This window comes from Citrobacter sp. R-1.5.2, assembly GCF_035064245.1.
In the GTDB taxonomy this organism is placed as follows: domain Bacteria; phylum Pseudomonadota; class Gammaproteobacteria; order Enterobacterales; family Enterobacteriaceae; genus Citrobacter.
Map to the genome: position 1 here is coordinate 14122 of NZ_JASEYC010000015.1, position 19829 is coordinate 33950.

Sequence of the window (19829 nt, forward strand, 5' to 3'; positions counted from 1 at the left end):
CGAATTATTTACCGCTGGTCTGTTTTTCGTGTGCGTCGAGGAATTCTTTCATCTCTTTCGGCCCCTGATAGCCCGGAACAACATAGCCGTTGCTCAGGACAATCGCCGGTGTGCCACTGACGCCAAACTGCACGCCCAGTGCGTAGTGATTCGCGATATCTACATCACAGGTCGCCGCTTTCACGCCCTTACCCGCCATCGCATCGTCAAAGGCTTTGTTTTTGTCTTTTGCACACCAGATTGACTTCATGTCCTGCTCGGCCTGGCTTTCCAGCCCCTGTCGAGGGAAGGCCAGATAACGGACTGTGATGCCCAGCGCGTTGTAGTCTTTCATTTCTTCATGCAACTTGTGGCAGTAGCCACAAGTGATGTCGGTGAAAACGGTGATGACATGTTTTTCTTGCGGCGCCTTGTAGACGATCATCTCTTTTTCCAGCGCATTCAGATGCTTCATCAGCAGTTGGTTAGTGACATTCACCGGGCTTGCGCCACTTACGTCATACATCGGCCCCTGAATAATATGCTTGCCGTCTTCAGTAACGTACAGCACACCGCTATTGGTCAGTACGGTTTTCATGCCCGCAACCGGAGCAGGTTGAATTTCGGTGCTCTGCACGCCCAGCTTCGCTAATGACTGGCGAATAGCCGCATCGTCTGCATGCACCATGCCTGAAAACGCAGTAGCCAGCAGGGTGAGCATCATAAAACGTTTCTTCATAACCTATCCTTTACTGTCAGCACTCACGCTCGTGGGTGATGCTGTTGATGTAGTTGACGCAAGCGCTCCGTTGCGACATGTGTATAAATCTGTGTAGTCGAGAGATCGCTATGCCCCAGCAGCATCTGCACCACGCGCAGGTCAGCGCCGTGATTGAGCAGATGCGTGGCAAAAGCGTGCCGCAATACGTGCGGCGACAGTTTCTCGCTGTCGATCCCTGCTAACACAGCATAGTGTTTAATACGATGCCAGAAAGTCTGACGGGTCATCTGCTGCGCACGCTGGCTGGGAAACAGTACGTCAATCGATACGCCGTTGAGCAACCACGGACGACCGTGTTCCAGGTATGTTTCCAGCCAGTACACGGCTTCTTCGCCCAGCGGCACGAGCCGCTCTTTGTTGCCTTTACCAATCACCCGCACAACGCCCTGCCGCAGACTAATATCGCTCATCGTCAGCCCCACCAACTCTGATACGCGCAGCCCCGTGGCGTACAAAACCTCCAGCATCGCTTTGTCGCGTAGCTCAAGCGGTTGGTCGATAAGCGGGGCCTGTAGCAGCCGTTCTACCTGCGCTTCGCTAAGATCTTTTGGCAAACGCTGCGGAAGTTTAGGTGAAGCAAGCGAGGCGCTTGGATCGTCTTCGCGAAATTTTTCGCCATAAAGATGCTGAAAAAAACGCCGCATGGCACTGAGCAAACGTGCTGAACTGGTGGCTTTATACCCGCCATCCATTCGCTCAGCCAGCAATGCCTGCAAATCATCGCTCTGCGCGGTCGCCAGTGAAATGCCACGATGGTGCAACCATTCAACAAGCATTGTCAGATCGCGACGATACGCACTTAACGTGTTCTCCGCCAGATTTCGCTCCAGCCACAGGGCATCAAGAAATTGCTCAATGCGTGCCAGATCTTGTTCCACTCGCGCCCCTTAATTCACTCTCATTTTTGATGCATTATGCCTCATTGTGCCGAGATTGCGGCGATTCTGTTACACTAGCCGCAACGCTACAGCAGAATTGAGATGTTTACGTCATGAACATGGGTCTTTTTTACGGTTCCAGCACGTGCTACACCGAAATGGCAGCAGAAAAAATCCGCGATATCCTTGGTCCCGAACTGGTGACACTGCACAATCTCAAGGATGATTCCCCCGCCCTAATGGAGCAGTATGACGTGCTCATTTTGGGTATTCCAACCTGGGATTTCGGTGAAATTCAGGAAGACTGGGAAGCGGTCTGGGAGCAACTGGACAACCTCAACCTGGAAGGCAAGATTGTCGCGCTTTACGGCATGGGTGATCAACTGGGGTACGGTGAGTGGTTCCTTGATGCTCTGGGTATGCTGCATGATAAACTGGTCACCAAAGGTGTTAAGTTTGTCGGTTACTGGCCAACAGAAGGTTATGAATTCACCAGCGATAAACCCGTGATTGCCGATGGGCAGCTGTTTGTCGGTTTAGCTCTGGATGAAACTAACCAATACGACCTCAGCGATGAACGTATCCAGACCTGGTGTGAGCAAATTCTCGGTGAAATGGCCGAACACTGGTCCTGATAACCATGTTGCCGGATGACGGCGTGAATGCCTTCTCCGGCCTACATAGCGCACTAAACTGTAGCTGCTCGCCATCGGTCATTCGCCGGCGTTAACCCTGCTTCGCCTGTTGCAGCATTAACCGTCGCAAATCCCGCCACTCTGCGTCATCCATGCTGTCCGCTGCCAGCCACAAATGCTGACGTTTTCCTGCATCTGAACGCAAACGCAGCATCATGCCCGTTTTAATCATCCAGGGTGCACAAACGATAGACCACTCCTGCCCCTGCCAGCGCAGGCGACCGTCCATTAACAGTCTAATCTCTCCCTGACAAGCGTTAATGCGACGCTGACTGCGTACGCTATCAAACACCACCAGAGAGAGCAGAACCAACCATAATGGGGTGTAACTCAAAGGCCAGGGCATCAATAAAATGAATACCGCAACCAGCCCATGAATGAGCAGAGAGAGCCACTGTGCGCGCCATGAAACGCGTAAATCAGATTGCCACTGGACCACGTTCCCGATTCCGTGTCTGGATGAGTCGCACCATCTGCTCCAACTGCTCATCAGCCGGTTTCCCATGATTCATCAACCAGTTAAATAAGTCTGGATCATCGCATTCCAGCAGACGGATAAAGATGCGTTTTTCTTCGTCACTTAAGTTGTCATACTCATGTTCGAAAAACGGCATGATAGAGATGTCCAGTTCACGCATACCGCGGCGGCATGCCCAATGAATACGTGCTTTGTTGTTAATATCCATGTTCTTTTCCCTGTCTCGCGAAAACGAAGTATCCGGCTATTGTAACGTGTTTTTCACGCTCTTTTACGGGAATATCAGTAAACGGAAGCGCGATCGCTAAATAAAACCACATTAAGTCAAAGGGTTCACTTTTTTTGGATGTCTCCTCGCAAAGCTTAATATAAGGCACAAACAGGATGTTTAAACCGCTTGCAATAGCCCATAGCTCTTTTACCATTAGTCATTATTACCGCGTTAAGCAAATCAGGACATTATTATGGCTTTTACATCGTTTCCTCCTCGCCAGCCGTTTGCGTCGGCACGTTTGCCTCTGACGCTAATGACGCTCGACGATTGGGCTCTCGCCACCATTACCGGTGTCGACAGTGAAAAATACATCCAGGGTCAGGTCACCGCAGATGTCAGCCAGATGACCGAACAGCAACACCTGCTGGCAGCTCACTGCGACGCCAAAGGCAAAATGTGGAGCAACCTGCGTCTCTTCCGTCAGGCTGATGGCTTTGCCTGGCTTGAACGCCGTAGCCTGCGTGATGCCCAATTAACCGAACTGAAAAAATACGCCGTCTTCTCGAAGGTCGTGATTGCCCCGGATGATGAGCGCGTCCTGCTGGGTGTAGCGGGCTTCCAGGCGCGTGCAGCGCTGGCCAATCTCTTTAGCGAACTGCCAACCAGCGATAAGCAGGTCGTTACCCACGGCGCTTCCACCCTGCTGTGGTTCGAGCATCCGTCTGAACGCTTCCTGCTGATCGTTGATGTCGCAACCGCTGAGATGATTGCAGAGAAACTGCGCGGCGAAGCAGAATTGAATAACAGCCAGCAATGGCTGGCGCTGGATATCGAAGCGGGTATCCCGGTGATCGACACCGCCAACAGCGGTCAGTTTATTCCACAGGCCACTAACCTTCAGGCTCTGGGTGGTATTAGCTTCAAAAAAGGCTGTTACACCGGCCAGGAAATGGTTGCCCGCGCAAAATTCCGCGGCGCCAATAAGCGCGCAATGTGGACCCTGGCGGGTACTGCCAGCCGGGTACCAGAAGCGGGTGAAGATCTGGAGCTAAAAATGGGTGAGAACTGGCGTCGTACCGGTACCGTTCTTGCTGCCGTGCAACTGGCCGATGGTCAGGTGTTAGTACAGGTCGTGATGAATAACGATATGGAAGCAGACAGCGTGTTCCGCGTGCGTGATGATGCGAAAACGCTGCATATTGTGCCGCTGCCGTATTCGTTAAACGAAGAGTAATTAGTAGGCCTGATAAGCGCAGCGCCATCAGGCAATTCAGGGCATGCCGCCGGATGGCGGCGTTGCCTTATCCGGCCTACAAAACATATCCAGGGCGAGGCGTTTACGCCGCCCCTGGGGTTGCACTGGATCTATGCGTGTTACCCAACATACAAATAAATCGCCAGAAAGTGACAAACACTGCCACCCAGCACAAACCCATGCCAGATAGCATGGTTGTAAGGAATACGTTTGCAGACGTAGAAAATCACGCCCAACGAATAGACCACGCCACCCACAGCCAACAACGTCACACCGCCCGCCGCCAGCTTAATCGCCAGTTGATACACCACAATCAGCGATAACCACCCCATCGTCAGATAGGTCACCAGCGACAAGACCTTAAAGCGGTGAGCAATAGTCAGTTTGAATAAAATACCAAGCAGCGCCAGACTCCAGATAACGATCATCAATCCACGCGCCAGTGGCGAATCCAGTCCCACCAACAGAAACGGCGTGTAAGTCCCGGCAATCAGCAGATAAATAGCGCAGTGGTCGAATTTTTTCAGCCAGATTTTCGCTTTCTGATGAGGGATGGCGTGATACAAGGTTGAAGCAAGGAATAGCAGGATCATGCTGCCGCCATACAGGCTATAGCTGGTAATCGCCATAGCACTGGCATTGGTATCCACTGCCTGAACCAGCAACAGCACCAGTCCGACAATCCCAAACACCAGCCCGATACCGTGACTGATGCTATTGGCTATTTCCTCAGCCAGCGAATATCCCTGCGCGATTAATGGCTTCTGAACCATACGTTACTCCGGTAAAACGAACACTTTCGTGATTGCGTCTCTAGCGTAACTGAGAATAGTTCCAGTGAACACCTGTTAGCTAAAATATTTATCAAATAATAAATAATCAATAAAAATCATATAATTATATTTTATATTTCAGCTAACAACTGTACCAGTTAAGTTAAAGACATTTAAAATCAATCACATAAAATTGCGTTTGATCCGGGTAAATCTCGGCAATCACCTGTTTAAGTTCTTCAAGCGTCATGTTTTCCTGCTGGGCATGTTTTTCCGTTAGCGTATCCAGTGTAACGGTTGAAGTGCCGACAACTTCAATCGTGCAGAAGTAACCATCATCCTCGAAGCGCCCAACGCGCAGAATATCGCCGGCTTTGAAGTGTGATTCAGACTCATCACGAATGGTGATGGTCTTACGTCCGGCCAGAATGTCATCCTGGAAGCGATGAAAAAAAGTGATGTCATTTGGCTGCATGTTATTATTCCCTGTAGATGAAGTCTGATGAGTGAGTTTTGCCATTGTGAGTATGTTCTCCCACGCTGCCATCGCCAGTCTCAACAATCTTGAGATGCTGGTCTATAACTATGTCATCAAAAACCGTGACAAAGTCATGTACATGACCATTCGCGAACTGGCCGATGCCGTGGGCGTATCCACAACTACCGTGTTGCGCTTTTGCCGCAAGCTTAAATGTGAGGGCTACTCAGAATTTCGCGTACGCTTTAAATTATATTTAGAGCAGAATGAACCGCAACAGGCTAATTTTGGCGCCAGCGAGATAATTAGCTTTTTTAAAGGCGTAAACAATGACGAGTTTGATAAACTGCTCGAACAGGCTGTTGATATTATATTATCTTCCGAGCGTATCATATTCGTCGGTGCGGGAACATCAGGGGCGCTTGCAAAATATGGCGCACGTTTTTTCTCCAATGTGGGTAAATTCAGTAACCATATCGACGATCCTTATTTTCCGGTAACCAATGATATGGCCAGAAACGCGCTGGCGATTGTCCTGTCCGTCTCTGGCGAAACAGAGGAAATCCTGCGTTTCGCCAGCCAGTTCAGCCTACATAACTGTAAAGTCCTGTCGATTACCTGCCATGAGCACTCACGACTGGCGAAACTCGCCGACTTTAACCTCTCCTGGCACGTACCGCAAACCCGCATTGCGGGGGTCTATGATATTACCACGCAAATTCCTGTTATTTATATTCTGGAATCACTCGGCCGCAAGCTGGCGAAAAGATTAGCGTAAAAAAACAATATGTTTTTTTGATGTAACAAATCACATTTCCGCTATTTTGTTATATCGTGACATTTATCTTTCCTTTGTTAGACTCAAAATCAGATTGTATTAATTTGAGACTGAGCGCAGATGAAAAAACTTACCTTACCAAAAGATTTTTTATGGGGCGGCGCAGTAGCGGCGCATCAGGTTGAAGGCGGCTGGAACAAAGGTGGCAAAGGTCCCAGTATTTGCGACGTACTGACCGGAGGCGCACATGGTGTTCCCCGTGAGATCACTCAAGACATTGTGCCCGGCAAGTACTATCCCAACCATGAAGCTGTCGATTTTTACAGTCATTACAAAGAAGACATCAAGCTGTTTGCTGAAATGGGATTCAAGTGCTTCCGTACCTCTATCGCATGGACTCGTATCTTCCCGCAAGGTGACGAATCACAACCGAACGAAGAAGGTCTGAAGTTCTACGATGATATGTTCGATGAATTGCTCAAATACAACATCGAGCCGGTTATCACGCTTTCCCACTTCGAAATGCCGCTGCATCTGGTTCAACAGTACGGAAGCTGGACCAATCGCAAAGTCGTCGATTTCTTTGTTCGTTTTGCTGAAGTTGTCTTTGAGCGCTACAAGCACAAGGTCAAATATTGGATGACCTTCAATGAGATCAACAACCAGCGCAACTGGCGTGCACCGCTGTTTGGTTATTGCTGTTCCGGTGTAGTGTATACCGAACATGAAAACCCGGAAGAAACCATGTACCAGGTGCTGCATCACCAGTTTATTGCCAGTGCGTTGGCGGTAAAGGCAGCACGTCGCATCAACCCTGAAATGAAGGTCGGTTGCATGCTGGCGATGGTACCGCTGTATCCGTTCTCCTGTAAGCCTGAGGATGTCATGTTCGCGCAGGAATCTATGCGTGAGCGCTATGTTTTCACCGACGTTCAACTGCGCGGCTACTATCCATCATATGTACTGAACGAGTGGGAACGCCGCGAATTCAACATCCGAATGGAAGCAGGAGATGAGCAAATCCTGCGTGAAGGGACCTGCGATTATCTCGGCTTTAGCTATTACATGACTAACGCAGTAAAAGCAGAAGGTGGTAGCGGCGATGCAATCTCGGGTTTTGAAGGCAGTGTGCCAAACCCACACGTAAAGGCCTCCGACTGGGGCTGGCAGGTAGATCCAGTTGGGCTGCGCTATGCATTATGCGAACTGTACGAGCGTTATCAGAAACCGCTGTTTATCGTCGAAAACGGTTTTGGCGCCTACGATAAAGTAGAAGAAGACGGTAGCATCAACGATGACTATCGTATCGACTATCTGCGTGCTCATGTCGAAGAGATGATGAAAGCAGTAACGTATGATGGCGTGGATCTGATGGGTTACACACCGTGGGGCTGCATCGACTGCGTATCATTCACCACCGGCCAGTACAGCAAACGATATGGCTTTATCTATGTGAATAAACACGACGATGGCACCGGCGATATGTCGCGTTCGCGCAAGAAAAGTTTTAACTGGTACAAAGAAGTGATTGCCAGCAACGGCGAGAAACGTTGATTTTTGCCGGATGGCGGCGTAAACATCTTATCCGGCCTACAGGTTATGCTCCCGTAGGCCGGATAAGCGCAGCGCCATCCGGCAATTAAATGCCTACTTCCCGCCCGCCAGCTCCAGAAAACTGCCCGTCACGTAAGAGGCCTTTTCGCTCAACAACCAAACTATCGCCTGCGCGACCTCTTCCGGCTGTCCGCCTCGCTGCATCGGCAACATGGATTTCACGCGTTCAACCCTTCCTGGCTCTCCACCTGACGCATGCATCTCAGTGTAGATAAGACCCGGTCGTACGCAGTTTACACGAATCCCCTGTGCCGCCACTTCCAGCGCCAGTCCGGTCGTTAACGAATCCACAGCGCCTTTCGATGCGGCATAATCAACATATTCGAAAGGCGCACCAAGTCTTGATGCTGCTGAAGAAACATTCACAATCGCCCCACCCTGACCACCGTGTTTTAACGACATCCGTTTTACCGCTTCCCGACAACACAGAAAATAGCCAGTCACATTGGTTGCCAGGACACGATTGATTCGCTCAGCCGTTAGATTCTCCACCGTGCTCTGCTCAAACAAGATCCTAGCATTATTGACCAGTGCAGCCAATGGTTCGCCTTCGCGGTCAATAGCATCGAACATCGCCACCACCTGGCTCTCATCACTGATATCCGCACGCAGAATAAACGCGCGCCCTCCAGCAGCGATGATGCGATTGACCACCTCCGTTGCTGCGCGAATATTATGATGAAAGTTAACCGCAACCGTGTAGCCCTCTTCTGCCAACTGCAACGCTGTTGCCCGTCCAATACCACGACTGCCGCCAGTAACCAGTGCGATTCCCATGCTTTCCTCCAGATATGAAAAGGCCGGGAGGCGGCTTCGCCTTACCCGGCCAGGAAACGGCTTTACTACGCGAAAAAGTTACTGATATTCACTCATCGGTACGCAAGAGCAGAACAGGTTACGGTCACCGTAAACGTCATCGAGACGCTTCACGGTCGGCCAGTATTTGTTCGCGACACCCGCCGGGAAGACAGCGATTTCGCGGCTATAACCGTGAGTCCACTCAGACACCAGTTCATTCTGGGTATGCGGAGAGTTAACCAGCGGATTATCTTCCAGCGGCCACTCACCGACTTTCACGCGCTCGATCTCAGCGCGGATAGCCAGCATCGCATTGATAAAGCGATCCAATTCTACTTTGCTTTCGGATTCCGTTGGTTCGACCATCAGCGTACCCGCAACCGGGAATGACATGGTCGGCGCATGGAAACCGTAGTCGATCAGGCGCTTGGCAATATCCAGTTCGCTGATGCCGGTCTCTTCTTTCAGTGGGCGAATATCGAGAATACATTCATGAGCCACACGGCCATCACGACCGGTATACAGCACCGGATATGCATCCTTCAGACGGCTGGCAATGTAGTTGGCATTAAGAATAGCCACCTGGCTTGCCTGCTTCAGTCCTTCAGCACCCATCATGCGGATGTACATCCAGCTGATTGGCAGAATAGATGCGCTACCGAACGGCGCAGCAGAAACTGCGCCCTGACGGGTGAGCATCCCTTCAATCTGTACCACACTGTGGCCCGGCACGAACGGTGCCAGATGCGATTTAACGCCGATCGGTCCCATACCTGGGCCACCGCCGCCGTGCGGAATGCAGAACGTTTTATGCAGGTTGAGGTGCGATACATCTGCGCCGATAAAGCCTGGCGAAGTGATACCAACCTGGGCGTTCATGTTCGCACCATCAAGGTAAACCTGACCGCCAAACTGATGCACAATTTCGCATACTTCACGGATGGTTTCTTCATATACGCCGTGCGTAGACGGATAGGTGACCATGATGCAAGAGAGGTTTTCACCCGCCTGTGCCGCTTTTTCGCGCAGATCGCCAAGATCGATGTTACCGTTCTTATCACACGCAACAACGACGACCTGCATACCTGCCATTTGAGCAGAGGCCGGGTTGGTACCATGCGCAGAAGCCGGGATCAGGCAGATATCACGATGACCTTCATTACGGCTTTCGTGATAATGACGAATTGCCAGCAGGCCAGCATATTCACCCTGTGCGCCGGAGTTCGGCTGCATGCAAACGGCATCATAACCGGTCAGTTTAACCAGCCAGTCAGACAGTTGACCTATCATCTGGTGATAACCTTCTGCCTGTTCTGGCGGACAGAACGGGTGCAGTTCGGCAAATTCCGGCCAGGTGATTGGAATCATCTCAGCTGCCGCATTTAGCTTCATGGTGCAGGAACCCAGCGGAATCATCGCCTGGTTCAGCGCCAGATCTTTACGCTCCAGCGAGTGCATGTAGCGCATCATTTCGGTTTCGCTATGGTAGCGATTAAATACCGGATGGCTGAGGATTGCGTCATCACGCAGCATGCTGTCCTGAATAGAACGGCTGTCGAGCGCCACGTCTTTATCCAGGGTGTCGATGTTCAGGCCGTGGCTGTCGCCCAGCAGAACATTGAACAGCTGCACCACGTTTTCACGGGTGGTGGTTTCATCGAGCGTGATACCTACTGCGTTATGAATATCGCTGCGCAGGTTGATTTCAGCCGCTTCAGCACGCGCCAGTACGGCCGCTTTATCAGCCACTTCTACACACAAGGTGTCGAAGTAATGCGCATGCCGCAGCTTCAGTCCTTTCTGTTGCAGACCTGCCGCCAGAATATCGGCCAGGCGGTGGATGCGGTTTGCGATGCGTTTCAGGCCTACCGGACCATGATAAACGGCATACAAGCTGGCGATGTTGGCCAGCAGTACCTGCGAGGTACAAATGTTGGAGTTCGCTTTCTCGCGACGGATATGCTGTTCACGAGTCTGCATCGCCATACGCAGTGCGGTATTACCCGCCGCATCTTTCGATACGCCGATAATACGGCCTGGCATGGAGCGTTTGAATTCGTCTTTAGCAGCAAAGAACGCTGCGTGCGGACCACCGTATCCCATCGGTACGCCGAAACGCTGTGCAGAGCCGAACACAATGTCTGCGCCCTGTTTACCCGGGGCGGTCAGCAGAACCAGCGCCATAAAATCGGCAGCAACGCTGACCACGACCTTACGGGATTTCAACTCAGCAATCAGTTTGCTGTAGTCGTGCACTTCACCGGTAGTACCAACCTGCTGTAACAGCACGCCGAACACATCCTGGTGATCCAGTGCTTTTTCCGCATCATCGACGATAACGTCAAAACCGAAGGTTTGTGCACGGGTACGCACGACATCCAGGGTTTGCGGATGAACATCAGCAGCGACAAAGAAACGGTTGGCGTTTTTCAGCTTACTGATGCGTTTTGCCATCGCCATAGCTTCAGCTGCAGCGGTGGCTTCATCCAGCAGAGATGCGGATGCCATGTCCAGCCCCGTCAGGTCCAGCGTCACCTGCTGGAAGTTCAGCAGCGCTTCCAGACGGCCCTGAGAAACTTCTGGCTGATACGGCGTGTACGCGGTGTACCAGCCCGGGTTTTCCAGCATGTTGCGCAGGATAACCGGCGGCAACTGCACGGCGGTGTAGCCCATGCCAATGTAGGACGTGAAGCGCTTGTTACGCCCGGCGATGGCTTTTAATTCAGCCAGCGCAGCGTATTCGGTCGCCGCCTCGCCTACCTGCGGCGGGGTTGCGAGCTGAATGTCTTTCGGCACAATCTGGCCGATCAGCGCGTTTAACGACTCGGCGCCTACCGCATTCAGCATCTCTTGCTGCTGCGCGGCGTCCGGTCCGATGTGGCGTTCAATGAAAGCGCCGCTGTTTTCAAGCTGGCTTAACGTCTGTGTCATGGGCGATGGTTCCTGAAACGTGCAGTGAATCGTGATTGTCTCTGTCTACGTGCCCGGTGGCGCTAGCGCTTACCGGGCCTACGCATGCTTTGTAGGCCGGATAAGCGCAGCGCCATCCGGCAAAAGCGTATTTACTCGTCTTCTAACAAAGCTTCATATGCGGTCGCATCCAGCAGTGATTCAATCTCACTTTCATCGCTGGCTTTGATTTTGAAGATCCAGCCGCCGGTATACGGCTCGCTGTTAACCAGCTCCGGAGAGTCGCTGAGTGCATCATTAACCGCAACAATCTCACCGCCGACTGGCGCATAAATATCAGATGCCGCTTTTACGGATTCCGCAACGGCGCAGTCATCACCCGCGCTAACGGTCGTGCCAACGTCGGGCAGATCAACGAAAACCATGTCGCCCAGCAGCTCCTGAGCGTGTTCGGTGATACCAACGGTGTAAGAACCGTCAGCTTCTTTGCGCAGCCATTCGTGTTCTTTGCTGTATTTCAGTTCTGCAGGTACGTTGCTCATCAATCAATCTCCAAAAAAGGATGAATTACGCGACGGCTTTGCCGTTACGCACAAAAATAGGTTTAGTGACTTTAACTGGCATTTCGCGGTTACGAATTTGCACAATCGCCGTTTCGCCGATACCTGCCGGAACGCGTGCCAGCGCGATGCTGTAGCCCAACGTTGGGGAGAAGGTTCCGCTGGTGATGATGCCTTCATGCTGGTTGCCCGACGCATCAGTAAAACGCACTGGCAGTTCATTGCGCAGCACACCTTTCTCCGTCATGACCAGGCCGACCAGTTGCTCGTGGCCTTTTTCGCGCTGCATTTCCAGCGCTTCACGACCAATAAAGTCGCGATCGGTCGGTTCCCACGCGATAGTCCAGCCCATATTGGCTGCCAGCGGGGAGATACCCTCATCCATCTCCTGACCATACAGGTTCATACCGGCTTCTAAACGAAGCGTATCACGCGCGCCCAGACCGCAAGGCTGAACACCGGCTTCGACCAGCGCACGCCAGAAATCCGCAGCCTTTTCATTCGGCATGGCAATTTCATATCCCGCTTCACCGGTATAACCCGTGGTCGCGATAAACAAATCACCCGCCTGCACGCCGAAGAACGGTTTCATACCTTCAACAGCATGGCGTTGTTCGTCAGTAAACAACGTGGCAGCTTTTGCCTGCGCGTTTGGTCCCTGCACCGCGATCAGCGACAGGTCATCACGAACAGTGATGTCGATGGCGTAAGGTTCAGCGTGTTGGGTAATCCAGGAGAGGTCTTTTTCGCGGGTGGCGGAGTTTACAACGAGGCGGAAGAAATCTTCAGTGAAGTAGTAGACAATCAGGTCATCTATCACGCCGCCCGACGCATTGAGCATACCGGAGTAAAGGGCTTTACCTGTCTTCGTTAGCTTCGCGACGTCGTTTGCCAGCAGATAACGCAAGAACTCCCGGGTGCGGCTGCCGCGCAGGTCGACGATGGTCATGTGCGACACATCAAACATACCGGCATCGGTGCGGACAGCATGGTGCTCATCGAGCTGAGAACCGTAATGCAGTGGCATCATCCAGCCATGGAAATCAACCATGCGCGCGCCACATAGCGTGTGTTGTTCGTACAAAGGAGTCTGTTGAGCCATCTTTTCCTCGTTGAATAAGCGGGGCTATCAACTCTTTCGTGGTGAAATCTTCGCCACGAAACCCAGCACCACAGCCGCTCCAGGGGCTGCGACGCAAACGTTCTCTTTGTCCTGAACTTACCACCGAAACAGACGCTAAACCATAAGGCAAAATTAACCATCACATTAGCTTATGACTAAAAACGACCAGATCGCCGACAGCATAAAAAACCATTTAAATGCCATTATGTCAGAACAACAGGCGAAGATAAGTGAAGCTGAGCCGCATCATTCCATATTAAATGTGGAAAAAATGTCAAAAATGGCGTTATGAAAAAAACGTAATATTAAAAAAACTAATGCGAAAAAAGGCGTGGAATTAGATTATTTCAAATGAGAGAGTCATCCCGGCGCGTACGCCGGGAGAGGAAAGTGTGACGGGTTTCAAACTCTTAAGATTGTCCTTACGGACACTCGCGTAGCCACTCAGGAAGATCGTTCAGACCCATCGCCTGGCGGATGAGTTGTGGTTTTACGCCCGGGAGGGTATCGGCCAGTTTCAGACCAATATCACGCAGTAATTTCTTCGCCGGATTTTCCCCGGCAAACAGTTCACGGAACCCCTGCATTCCAGCCAGCATCAGCGCAGCACTGTGCTTGCGGCTACGCTCATAACGGCGCAGATAGAGGTACTGGCCGATGTCTTTCCCCTGACGTTGCAGGCGCTTAAGTTCATCAATCAACTCCGCTGCATCCATAAAACCGAGGTTCACCCCCTGCCCTGCCAGCGGATGGATGGTATGCGCCGCATCCCCTACCAGGGCCATACGATGGGCGGCAAACTGGCGGGCATAGCGTCCCGTCAGCGGAAACGTCTGGCGTTCGCTTTCAAGCTGGCATAACCCCAGACGATTATCGAAAGCGATATTCAGAGCCTGATTGAAATCCTCTGCGCTTGCCTGCTGCATACGTTCAGCGTCCTGCGGCGAGAGAGACCAGACAATAGAGCACAAATGTGGGTCGCTAAGCGGCAGGAACGCCAGGATACCTTCGCCATGAAACGCCTGACGCGCAACCGCGCCATGGGCTTCTTGCGTGCGGATCGTCGCCACCAGCGCATGATGACGGTAATCCCAGAACGTCAGCGGAATATCCGCTTTGTTGCGCAGCCACGAGTTTGCACCGTCAGCACCAATCACCAGACGGGCGGTCAGCATGGAGCCATCTTTCAGCGTCAGGAACGCCTCATTCTCTCCCCAGGCCACCTGCTGTAACTCAGCCGGTGCCATCAGCGAGATATCTGCTGAACGCTGTGCTTTTTGCCACAGTGCGTAGTGAATCACCGAGTTTTCAACGATATGCCCCAAATGGCTGTAACCCATACTCTGGTCATCAAATTCAATGCGTCCAAAGCTGTCTTTATCCCAGACTTCCATGCCGTGGTAGCAGCAAGCGCGACGGGCAACAATATCCGACCATACGCCAAGGCGCGTCAGCAGTTTTTCACTGGCCGCGTTAATTGCCGACACGCGAAGCTGAGGGGGTGCATCCGCCGCCAAAGGCTGTGGAACATGTTGTTCTAACACAGCAACGCGTAATCCGCTGCCCTGCAGGCCGCAGGCAACCGCCAGTCCCACCATGCCGCCACCAACAATTGCTACATCAACACTTTGCACTGTTTGCTCCTGAAAATAGGACAATCAAAAACCGTAGGCCGGATAAGGCAAAGCCGCCATCCGGCATCAATTCCGCGACATTGCCTGATGGCGCTGCGCTTATCAGGCCTACTTCTTTAATTCGGCCTACAGGTCATATTTATCGCGCAACCCAACCGAGGGTCCGCTCCGCCAACGCATCGCGCGCGGGTGTAAATAATTCCATTGCTATCAGTCCGGCATTACGCCCAACGACCAACGGAGCCCAGCGATTGGCAAACAGATACACCAGACTGTTGGTGACACCAATCGTTACCTCGCGATCGCGCTGACGGCGCTGTTGATAACGCGACAGCACCGCATAATCGCCCACATCTTCTGCGTCATCCTGGGCCTGAGTCAACGTTTCGGCAAGACTCATGGCATCACGAAGTCCAAGGTTAAAACCTTGTCCGGCAATAGGATGCAGCGTCTGTGCCGCATTACCCACCAGCACCGTACGATGGGTAATCGCTTTCAGCGCGGTTGTTAAAGACAGCGGGTAAGCGTTGCGTTTACCTGCCTGAGTAATACGCCCCAGCCGCCAGCCAAATGCGCGTTGCAGTTCGCGGCAAAACTGTTCATCTGACCAGGACATGATCTCTTCACGCTTCTCCAGCGGATGGCACCACACCAGCGAGCATCGCCCCTCCGCCATTGGCAGCATGGCCAGCGGACCATGCGGCGTGAAACGCTCGTAGGCACGTCCGTCGTGAGGAACGGAAGTCGTGACGTTAGCAATGACGGCCAGTTGTTCATACGGCTGTTGCTGCCAGTCAACCCCACAGGCTGTCGCCAACGCAGAGCGCGTGCCATCTGCAGCCACCAGCAGATGCCCCGTAATCATTTCGCCATTTTCCAGTGTAACATCAACACGTTCTTGCGTGCGCGACACGCTGGCAACACGAGCGGGACAGTGCAATGTGACACCCGGCGCTTTACGCAGCAGCGCAAACAGACGTAGCCCCACATCGTGCAGTTCTACCACCTGACCGAGCGCTGAAATATGGTATTCCTGTGCATCCAGTGTTACGAATCCGGCATGCCCACGGTCACTGACGTGTACCGTTTTGATTGCCGTTGCGCAATCAGCAATTGCCTGCCACACGCCAATTCGCGCCAGCTGTTGGCAGGTTCCTGCCGCCAGCGCAATTGCCCGGGCGTCAAATCCCGGGTGGCGATCGGTTTCAGGTTCGCTCGCTTCTATCAGATGAACAGGCAGCGTCCCATGGCTCAGCGCTGAAATGGCCAGCGCCAGCGTCGCGCCGACCATGCCGCCACCGACGATAATCACGCTCATTGCAGTCGCGCCGCAGCCATCAGGGCTTCAATGTCATCCGCATTCTTGACCACTCCGGCGGTCAGATTTTCATTACCGTCTTCGGTAATAAGGATGTCATCTTCAATACGAATGCCGATACCGCGGTAAGCAGGAGGGACATCGGCATCCGGAGCGATATACAACCCTGGCTCAACCGTGAGTACCATTCCCGGCTCCAGGACACGCGAACGGTCCTGACCATAAACACCGACGTCATGGACATCCAGACCCAGCCAGTGGCTGAGACCATGCATAAAGAAAGGTCGGTGCGCATTCTCGGTAATCAACTGATCGACTTCACCGTGCAGGATACCAAGCTTCACCAGGCCGGTAATCATGATGCGCACCACTTCGCCAGTCACCTCCTGAATGGAAGTCCCCGGGCGATACAGACGCAGGCTGGTTTCTAACGACTCCAGTACGATGTCGTAGACCTCACGCTGGGCAGGTGTAAATTTGCCGTTAACCGGGAAGGTACGCGTGATATCACCCGCGTAGCCTTTGTATTCACATCCAGCGTCAATCAGCACCAGGTCACCATCACGCATTTCACTTTCGTTTTCGGTGTAATGCAGGATACAGCCGTTTGCGCCGCTGCCAACGATGGTGTTATAGGATGGGTAACGAGCACCATGACGGGTGAATTCGTGATGAATTTCCCCTTCCAGGTGGTACTCAAACATCCCCGGACGGCATTTTTCCATCGCCCGGGTATGCGCCAGTGCGGTAATTTCCCCAGCCCGGCGCATAACAGCAATCTCTTCTGCCGATTTAAACAGGCGCATCTCATGCACCATCGGACGCCAGTCGATAATTGCTGCAGGCGCGTGCAGATTTTGCCGGGAACCTTTACGCAGCTTATCCAGCGCCGTACTGACTATCTCGTCGGCCCAGGCATATTCACCCTGCGCGTGATACACCGCGTCCAGGCCATTGAGCAACAGGTGCAGCTGTTGGTTGATTTCACTGAAGGCCAGCGCCCGGTCAACGCCCAGTTTTGCCGGGGCTGCATCCTGGCCCAGACGGCGGCCAAACCAGATCTCTGCAGTCAGGTCGCGAACCCGGTTGAACAAAACGCTGTGGTTATGAGTGTCATCACTTTTAATCAGCACCAGCACGGCTTCAGGTTCGTTAAAACCGGTGAAGTACCAGAAATCACTGCTTTGGCGGTACGGGTATTCACTGTCCGCGCTGCGTGTCGCTTCGGGTGCCGCGAAAATTAGCGCGGCGCTGCCAGGCTGCATTTGCGCCAATAATGCCTGGCGACGACGCTGGAATTCTTGCTGAGATATCTCGCTCATCACACTCTCCTTTGCGTTTCGTTCTTAGTGCAGAGTCGGTTTACGGACTTCCGGTGCGGTCGGTTGCTGACGCGTGAATGTGTCATGGCACAGCAACGCGGCAACACGCACGTATTCGATGATCTCTTCGAGTGACATTTCCAGCTCTTCCTGATCTTCGTCTTCGTCATAGCCCAACTGGGCGATATTACGCAGATCATCGATCGCTTCGCCGGTTTCACCTGTCACTTTATCGAGCTTCGGTTGTGTCACACCGAGGCCCAGCAAAAAGTGGTTTACCCAGCCAGCCAGTGCATCGGCGCGATCGAACACGCTAACGTCATCGCCTTCAGGCAGATAAAGCTGAAAAAGGAAGCCATCATCTTCCAGCGCATCGCTGGTGGCAGAGTGCATTTTCAGCAGAGCCTGAGCCAGCTCGTGACCGAAAGCCAGACCTTCGTTCGTCAGGTCGTGCAACAGCGGCTGCCATGAGCTGTCGTTGTTGCCACCGCAAATCATCCCGCTGATCAAACCGTGCATTTCAGCGGGGGTCAATCCGGCCCCTTGTTGGTTCAAAAACTGGCTAACTTCGTTGTAACCAGGCATTTCGTTCTGTATAGACATAAGCATTCGTCATCAAAGGGAGGATATTCATGATATGCTACCACTTTGGACCCTGGTGGACCAGAAAAGGGCTTGTATCTTGATACCAGGGTAGCTATAGTGTCGCCCCTTCGCGGACCCACGGTCTGGAGACGAAGGCAGCGCAGTCAATCAGCAGGAAGGTGGCATGTCTGCACAACCCGTCGATATCCAAATATTTGGCCGTTCACTGCGAGTGAATTGCCCGCCTGAACAAAGGGATGCGTTGAATCAGGCTGCGGACGATCTGAATCAGCGATTGCAAGATCTGAAAGTTCGCACTAGAGTCACAAATACTGAGCAGCTGGTTTTCATCGCCGCGTTGAACATCAGCTATGAATTAACTCAGGAAAAAGCGAAGACGCGTGATTACGCGGCGAGCATGGAACAACGTATTCGGATGCTACAACAGACCATCGAACAAGCGTTGCTTGATCAGGGTCGCATAACCGAAAAAACGGGCCAAAACTTTGAATAACACTTTTCGGTTTACTGTGGTAGAGTGACCGTGAAGACAAAATTTCTCTGAGATGTTTGCAAGCGGGCCAGTCCCCTGAGCCGATATTTCATACCACAAGAATGTGGCGCTCCACGGTTGGTGAGCATGCTCGGCCCGTCCGAGAAGCCTTAAAACTGTGACGACGCATTCACCTTGAACCAAGGGTTCAAGGGTTACAGCCTGCGGCGGCATCTCGGAGATTCCCTTCTACCTGGCAACAGCCATGACACTACTTTCTGAACTTCCTTTATCCCGACAAGAAATACGTCAACTCATTCGGCAACGCCGCCGTGCATTAACGCCTGATCAACAAAGACATTTCGGCCAGCAAGCCGCGACCAGAATGCTGAGTTTTCCCCCTGTTGTACTCGCTCATACCGTGGCGGTATTCCTCTCGTTCGATGGCGAACTCGATACCCAGCCGCTAATAGATCAGCTTTGGCGAGCGGGCAAGCGCGTCTATCTCCCGGTTCTTCATCCCTTCAGCCCCGGTAATTTACTGTTCCTGCACTATCATCCTCAGAGTGAGCTGGTCACCAATCGCTTAAAAATCCAGGAACCACGCCTTGATGTACGCGACGTATTGCCGCTGTCGCAGCTGGATGTGCTGATTACGCCGCTAGTCGCGTTTGATGAAGACGGGCAACGCCTGGGCATGGGGGGCGGATTTTACGATCGGACGCTACAAAACTGGCAGCAGCATCAGATCCAGCCCGTAGGCTACGCGCACGATTGTCAGCGAGTGAAAAAATTGCCTGTCGAAGAGTGGGATATCCCGCTGCCTGCCGTGGTGACGCCGTCCAAAATCTGGGAGTGGTAGCCGTTTTTTGCCGATTGACAGCGTCGCTTTTTTGACCTAAATTCCTCGGTGAAGGGTGAGGGAGGCGAACCTCCCTCCTGCATACTCTCTGTTAATATGCTGGGCAAGCGATGATTAACAGGATCAGCAGCATGATGACGTATCTCATCATCGTCCCTTTCCTTTTTAGAGCCCCTGCTTCGGTAGGGGCTTTCCCGTTTCAGCGCGATGCTGAGCCTCTATCGTAAATTCCTTTTAGTGCTGTACAACACGCAGCACTGCCTTTAGTTGCCAATTGCGGCAAGGCTCGAAAACAGAATGT

21 protein-coding genes and 1 other RNA gene are annotated in these 19829 nt (G+C 52.5%); 7 read left to right on the plus strand and 15 right to left on the minus strand.

The features are described from left to right. Positions 1-4 precede the first annotated feature (4 nt). Positions 5-718, minus strand: a complete 714-nt coding sequence (gene dsbC, locus QMN38_RS21020; RefSeq protein ID WP_101742745.1) for a bifunctional protein-disulfide isomerase/oxidoreductase DsbC — start codon at positions 716-718, stop codon at positions 5-7. A 23-nt stretch (positions 719-741) separates the two neighbouring features. Continuing rightward, the gene (gene xerD / locus QMN38_RS21025; protein WP_005123354.1) at positions 742-1638 is read right to left on the minus strand and encodes a site-specific tyrosine recombinase XerD; all 897 of its coding nucleotides are present in this window, start codon (positions 1636-1638) and stop codon (positions 742-744) included. Between the two features lie 113 nt (positions 1639-1751). Between xerD and fldB the strand changes: the two genes are divergently transcribed. After that, the gene (gene fldB, locus QMN38_RS21030; RefSeq protein WP_271442487.1) at positions 1752-2273 is read left to right on the plus strand and encodes a flavodoxin FldB; all 522 of its coding nucleotides are present in this window, start codon (positions 1752-1754) and stop codon (positions 2271-2273) included. A 91-nt stretch (positions 2274-2364) separates the two neighbouring features. On the opposite strand, the gene QMN38_RS21035 is transcribed toward fldB, so the two are convergent. The 3 genes from QMN38_RS21035 to QMN38_RS21045 are packed head-to-tail and all read right to left on the minus strand — an operon-like array spanning position 2365 to position 3236. After that, the gene (locus QMN38_RS21035) at positions 2365-2772 is read right to left on the minus strand and encodes a protein YgfX (RefSeq protein ID WP_137382657.1); all 408 of its coding nucleotides are present in this window, start codon (positions 2770-2772) and stop codon (positions 2365-2367) included. Then, complete coding sequence (gene sdhE, locus QMN38_RS21040) at positions 2753-3019, minus strand: FAD assembly factor SdhE (RefSeq protein ID WP_005123351.1); 267 nt, start codon at positions 3017-3019, stop codon at positions 2753-2755. Before sdhE ends, QMN38_RS21035 begins: the two co-directional genes overlap by 20 nt. Further along, complete coding sequence (locus QMN38_RS21045; RefSeq protein WP_323605915.1) at positions 3009-3236, minus strand: hypothetical protein; 228 nt, start codon at positions 3234-3236, stop codon at positions 3009-3011. The genes sdhE and QMN38_RS21045 overlap by 11 nt, the downstream gene beginning before the upstream one ends. Before the next feature lie 39 nt (positions 3237-3275). Here QMN38_RS21045 and ygfZ point away from each other — a divergent pair, with 39 nt between their 5' ends. Beyond that, positions 3276-4259 (plus strand): tRNA-modifying protein YgfZ, encoded by a 984-nt coding sequence (gene ygfZ / locus QMN38_RS21050; RefSeq protein ID WP_271442485.1) that lies wholly within the window; start codon positions 3276-3278, stop codon positions 4257-4259. A gap of 140 nt (positions 4260-4399) precedes the next feature. Here the strand turns inward: ygfZ and trhA are convergent, their stop codons facing one another. Continuing rightward, positions 4400-5053, minus strand: a complete 654-nt coding sequence (trhA, locus tag QMN38_RS21055; RefSeq protein ID WP_271442484.1) for a PAQR family membrane homeostasis protein TrhA — start codon at positions 5051-5053, stop codon at positions 4400-4402. A gap of 163 nt (positions 5054-5216) precedes the next feature. Continuing rightward, on the minus strand, positions 5217-5528 hold the full coding sequence (yqfB, locus tag QMN38_RS21060) for a N(4)-acetylcytidine aminohydrolase (RefSeq protein ID WP_323605918.1): 312 nt from the start codon (positions 5526-5528) through the stop codon (positions 5217-5219). 52 nt (positions 5529-5580) lie between these two features. Here yqfB and QMN38_RS21065 point away from each other — a divergent pair, with 52 nt between their 5' ends. Both QMN38_RS21065 and bglA read left to right on the plus strand, forming a co-directional pair. Continuing rightward, complete coding sequence (locus tag QMN38_RS21065; RefSeq protein WP_271449909.1) at positions 5581-6309, plus strand: MurR/RpiR family transcriptional regulator; 729 nt, start codon at positions 5581-5583, stop codon at positions 6307-6309. Between the two features lie 120 nt (positions 6310-6429). After that, the gene (bglA, locus tag QMN38_RS21070) at positions 6430-7863 is read left to right on the plus strand and encodes a 6-phospho-beta-glucosidase BglA (protein WP_271456162.1); all 1434 of its coding nucleotides are present in this window, start codon (positions 6430-6432) and stop codon (positions 7861-7863) included. A gap of 93 nt (positions 7864-7956) precedes the next feature. On the opposite strand, the gene QMN38_RS21075 is transcribed toward bglA, so the two are convergent. The 8 genes from QMN38_RS21075 to QMN38_RS21110 all read right to left on the minus strand — a co-directional run bounded on the left by QMN38_RS21075 (position 7957) and on the right by QMN38_RS21110 (position 18191). After that, positions 7957-8700, minus strand: coding sequence for an SDR family oxidoreductase (locus QMN38_RS21075; RefSeq protein ID WP_323605919.1), 744 nt, complete (start codon positions 8698-8700; stop codon positions 7957-7959). Positions 8701-8778: 78 nt separating this feature from the next. Next, positions 8779-11652: an aminomethyl-transferring glycine dehydrogenase gene (gene gcvP, locus QMN38_RS21080; RefSeq protein ID WP_323605920.1), complete on the minus strand. Its 2874-nt coding sequence runs from the start codon at positions 11650-11652 to the stop codon at positions 8779-8781. Positions 11653-11783: 131 nt separating this feature from the next. Further along, positions 11784-12173: a glycine cleavage system protein GcvH gene (gene gcvH / locus QMN38_RS21085; RefSeq protein WP_271441218.1), complete on the minus strand. Its 390-nt coding sequence runs from the start codon at positions 12171-12173 to the stop codon at positions 11784-11786. Between the two features lie 25 nt (positions 12174-12198). Next, positions 12199-13293, minus strand: a complete 1095-nt coding sequence (gcvT, locus tag QMN38_RS21090) for a glycine cleavage system aminomethyltransferase GcvT (protein WP_271441217.1) — start codon at positions 13291-13293, stop codon at positions 12199-12201. Between the two features lie 443 nt (positions 13294-13736). Continuing rightward, positions 13737-14948: an FAD-dependent 2-octaprenylphenol hydroxylase gene (gene ubiI, locus QMN38_RS21095; protein WP_271456166.1), complete on the minus strand. Its 1212-nt coding sequence runs from the start codon at positions 14946-14948 to the stop codon at positions 13737-13739. A 139-nt stretch (positions 14949-15087) separates the two neighbouring features. Beyond that, a complete protein-coding gene (gene ubiH / locus QMN38_RS21100; protein ID WP_323605921.1) occupies positions 15088-16266 on the minus strand; it encodes a 2-octaprenyl-6-methoxyphenyl hydroxylase in 1179 nt (392 codons plus the stop codon). Then, on the minus strand, positions 16263-17588 hold the full coding sequence (pepP, locus tag QMN38_RS21105) for a Xaa-Pro aminopeptidase (protein WP_323605923.1): 1326 nt from the start codon (positions 17586-17588) through the stop codon (positions 16263-16265). The genes ubiH and pepP overlap by 4 nt, the downstream gene beginning before the upstream one ends. Positions 17589-17612: 24 nt before the next feature. Further along, entirely contained in the window at positions 17613-18191 is a 579-nt protein-coding gene (locus QMN38_RS21110; RefSeq protein WP_003026978.1) for a YecA/YgfB family protein, read from the minus strand. Positions 18192-18357: 166 nt separating this feature from the next. On the opposite strand from QMN38_RS21110, the gene zapA reads away from it, so the two are divergent. The 3 genes from zapA (at position 18358) to QMN38_RS21125 (ending at position 19528) form a co-directional block, all read left to right on the plus strand. Next, entirely contained in the window at positions 18358-18687 is a 330-nt protein-coding gene (gene zapA / locus QMN38_RS21115; RefSeq protein WP_006686880.1) for a cell division protein ZapA, read from the plus strand. A gap of 41 nt (positions 18688-18728) precedes the next feature. Then, positions 18729-18912: non-coding RNA, 6S RNA (gene ssrS / locus QMN38_RS21120), on the plus strand. Positions 18913-18931: 19 nt separating this feature from the next. Next, entirely contained in the window at positions 18932-19528 is a 597-nt protein-coding gene (locus tag QMN38_RS21125; RefSeq protein ID WP_323605926.1) for a 5-formyltetrahydrofolate cyclo-ligase, read from the plus strand. Positions 19529-19829 lie beyond the last annotated feature (301 nt).

Bases quoted from the DNA above. Each gene is read 5' to 3' on its own strand.
- dsbC (WP_101742745.1), bottom strand. From the start codon at position 718: ATGAAGAAACGTTTTATGATGCTCACCCTGCTGGCTACTGCGTTTTCA.
- fldB (WP_271442487.1), top strand. From the start codon at position 1,752: ATGAACATGGGTCTTTTTTACGGTTCCAGCACGTGCTACACCGAAATG.
- sdhE (WP_005123351.1), bottom strand. From the start codon at position 3,019: ATGGATATTAACAACAAAGCACGTATTCATTGGGCATGCCGCCGCGGT.
- QMN38_RS21045 (WP_323605915.1), bottom strand. From the start codon at position 3,236: ATGGTAAAAGAGCTATGGGCTATTGCAAGCGGTTTAAACATCCTGTTT.
- ygfZ (WP_271442485.1), top strand. From the start codon at position 3,276: ATGGCTTTTACATCGTTTCCTCCTCGCCAGCCGTTTGCGTCGGCACGT.
- trhA (WP_271442484.1), bottom strand. From the start codon at position 5,053: ATGGTTCAGAAGCCATTAATCGCGCAGGGATATTCGCTGGCTGAGGAA.
- yqfB (WP_323605918.1), bottom strand. From the start codon at position 5,528: ATGCAGCCAAATGACATCACTTTTTTTCATCGCTTCCAGGATGACATT.
- QMN38_RS21065 (WP_271449909.1), top strand. From the start codon at position 5,581: ATGTTCTCCCACGCTGCCATCGCCAGTCTCAACAATCTTGAGATGCTG.
- bglA (WP_271456162.1), top strand. From the start codon at position 6,430: ATGAAAAAACTTACCTTACCAAAAGATTTTTTATGGGGCGGCGCAGTA.
- QMN38_RS21075 (WP_323605919.1), bottom strand. From the start codon at position 8,700: ATGGGAATCGCACTGGTTACTGGCGGCAGTCGTGGTATTGGACGGGCA.
- gcvP (WP_323605920.1), bottom strand. From the start codon at position 11,652: ATGACACAGACGTTAAGCCAGCTTGAAAACAGCGGCGCTTTCATTGAA.
- gcvH (WP_271441218.1), bottom strand. From the start codon at position 12,173: ATGAGCAACGTACCTGCAGAACTGAAATACAGCAAAGAACACGAATGG.
- gcvT (WP_271441217.1), bottom strand. From the start codon at position 13,293: ATGGCTCAACAGACTCCTTTGTACGAACAACACACGCTATGTGGCGCG.
- ubiH (WP_323605921.1), bottom strand. From the start codon at position 16,266: ATGAGCGTGATTATCGTCGGTGGCGGCATGGTCGGCGCGACGCTGGCG.
- pepP (WP_323605923.1), bottom strand. From the start codon at position 17,588: ATGAGCGAGATATCTCAGCAAGAATTCCAGCGTCGTCGCCAGGCATTA.
- QMN38_RS21110 (WP_003026978.1), bottom strand. From the start codon at position 18,191: ATGTCTATACAGAACGAAATGCCTGGTTACAACGAAGTTAGCCAGTTT.
- zapA (WP_006686880.1), top strand. From the start codon at position 18,358: ATGTCTGCACAACCCGTCGATATCCAAATATTTGGCCGTTCACTGCGA.
- QMN38_RS21125 (WP_323605926.1), top strand. From the start codon at position 18,932: ATGACACTACTTTCTGAACTTCCTTTATCCCGACAAGAAATACGTCAA.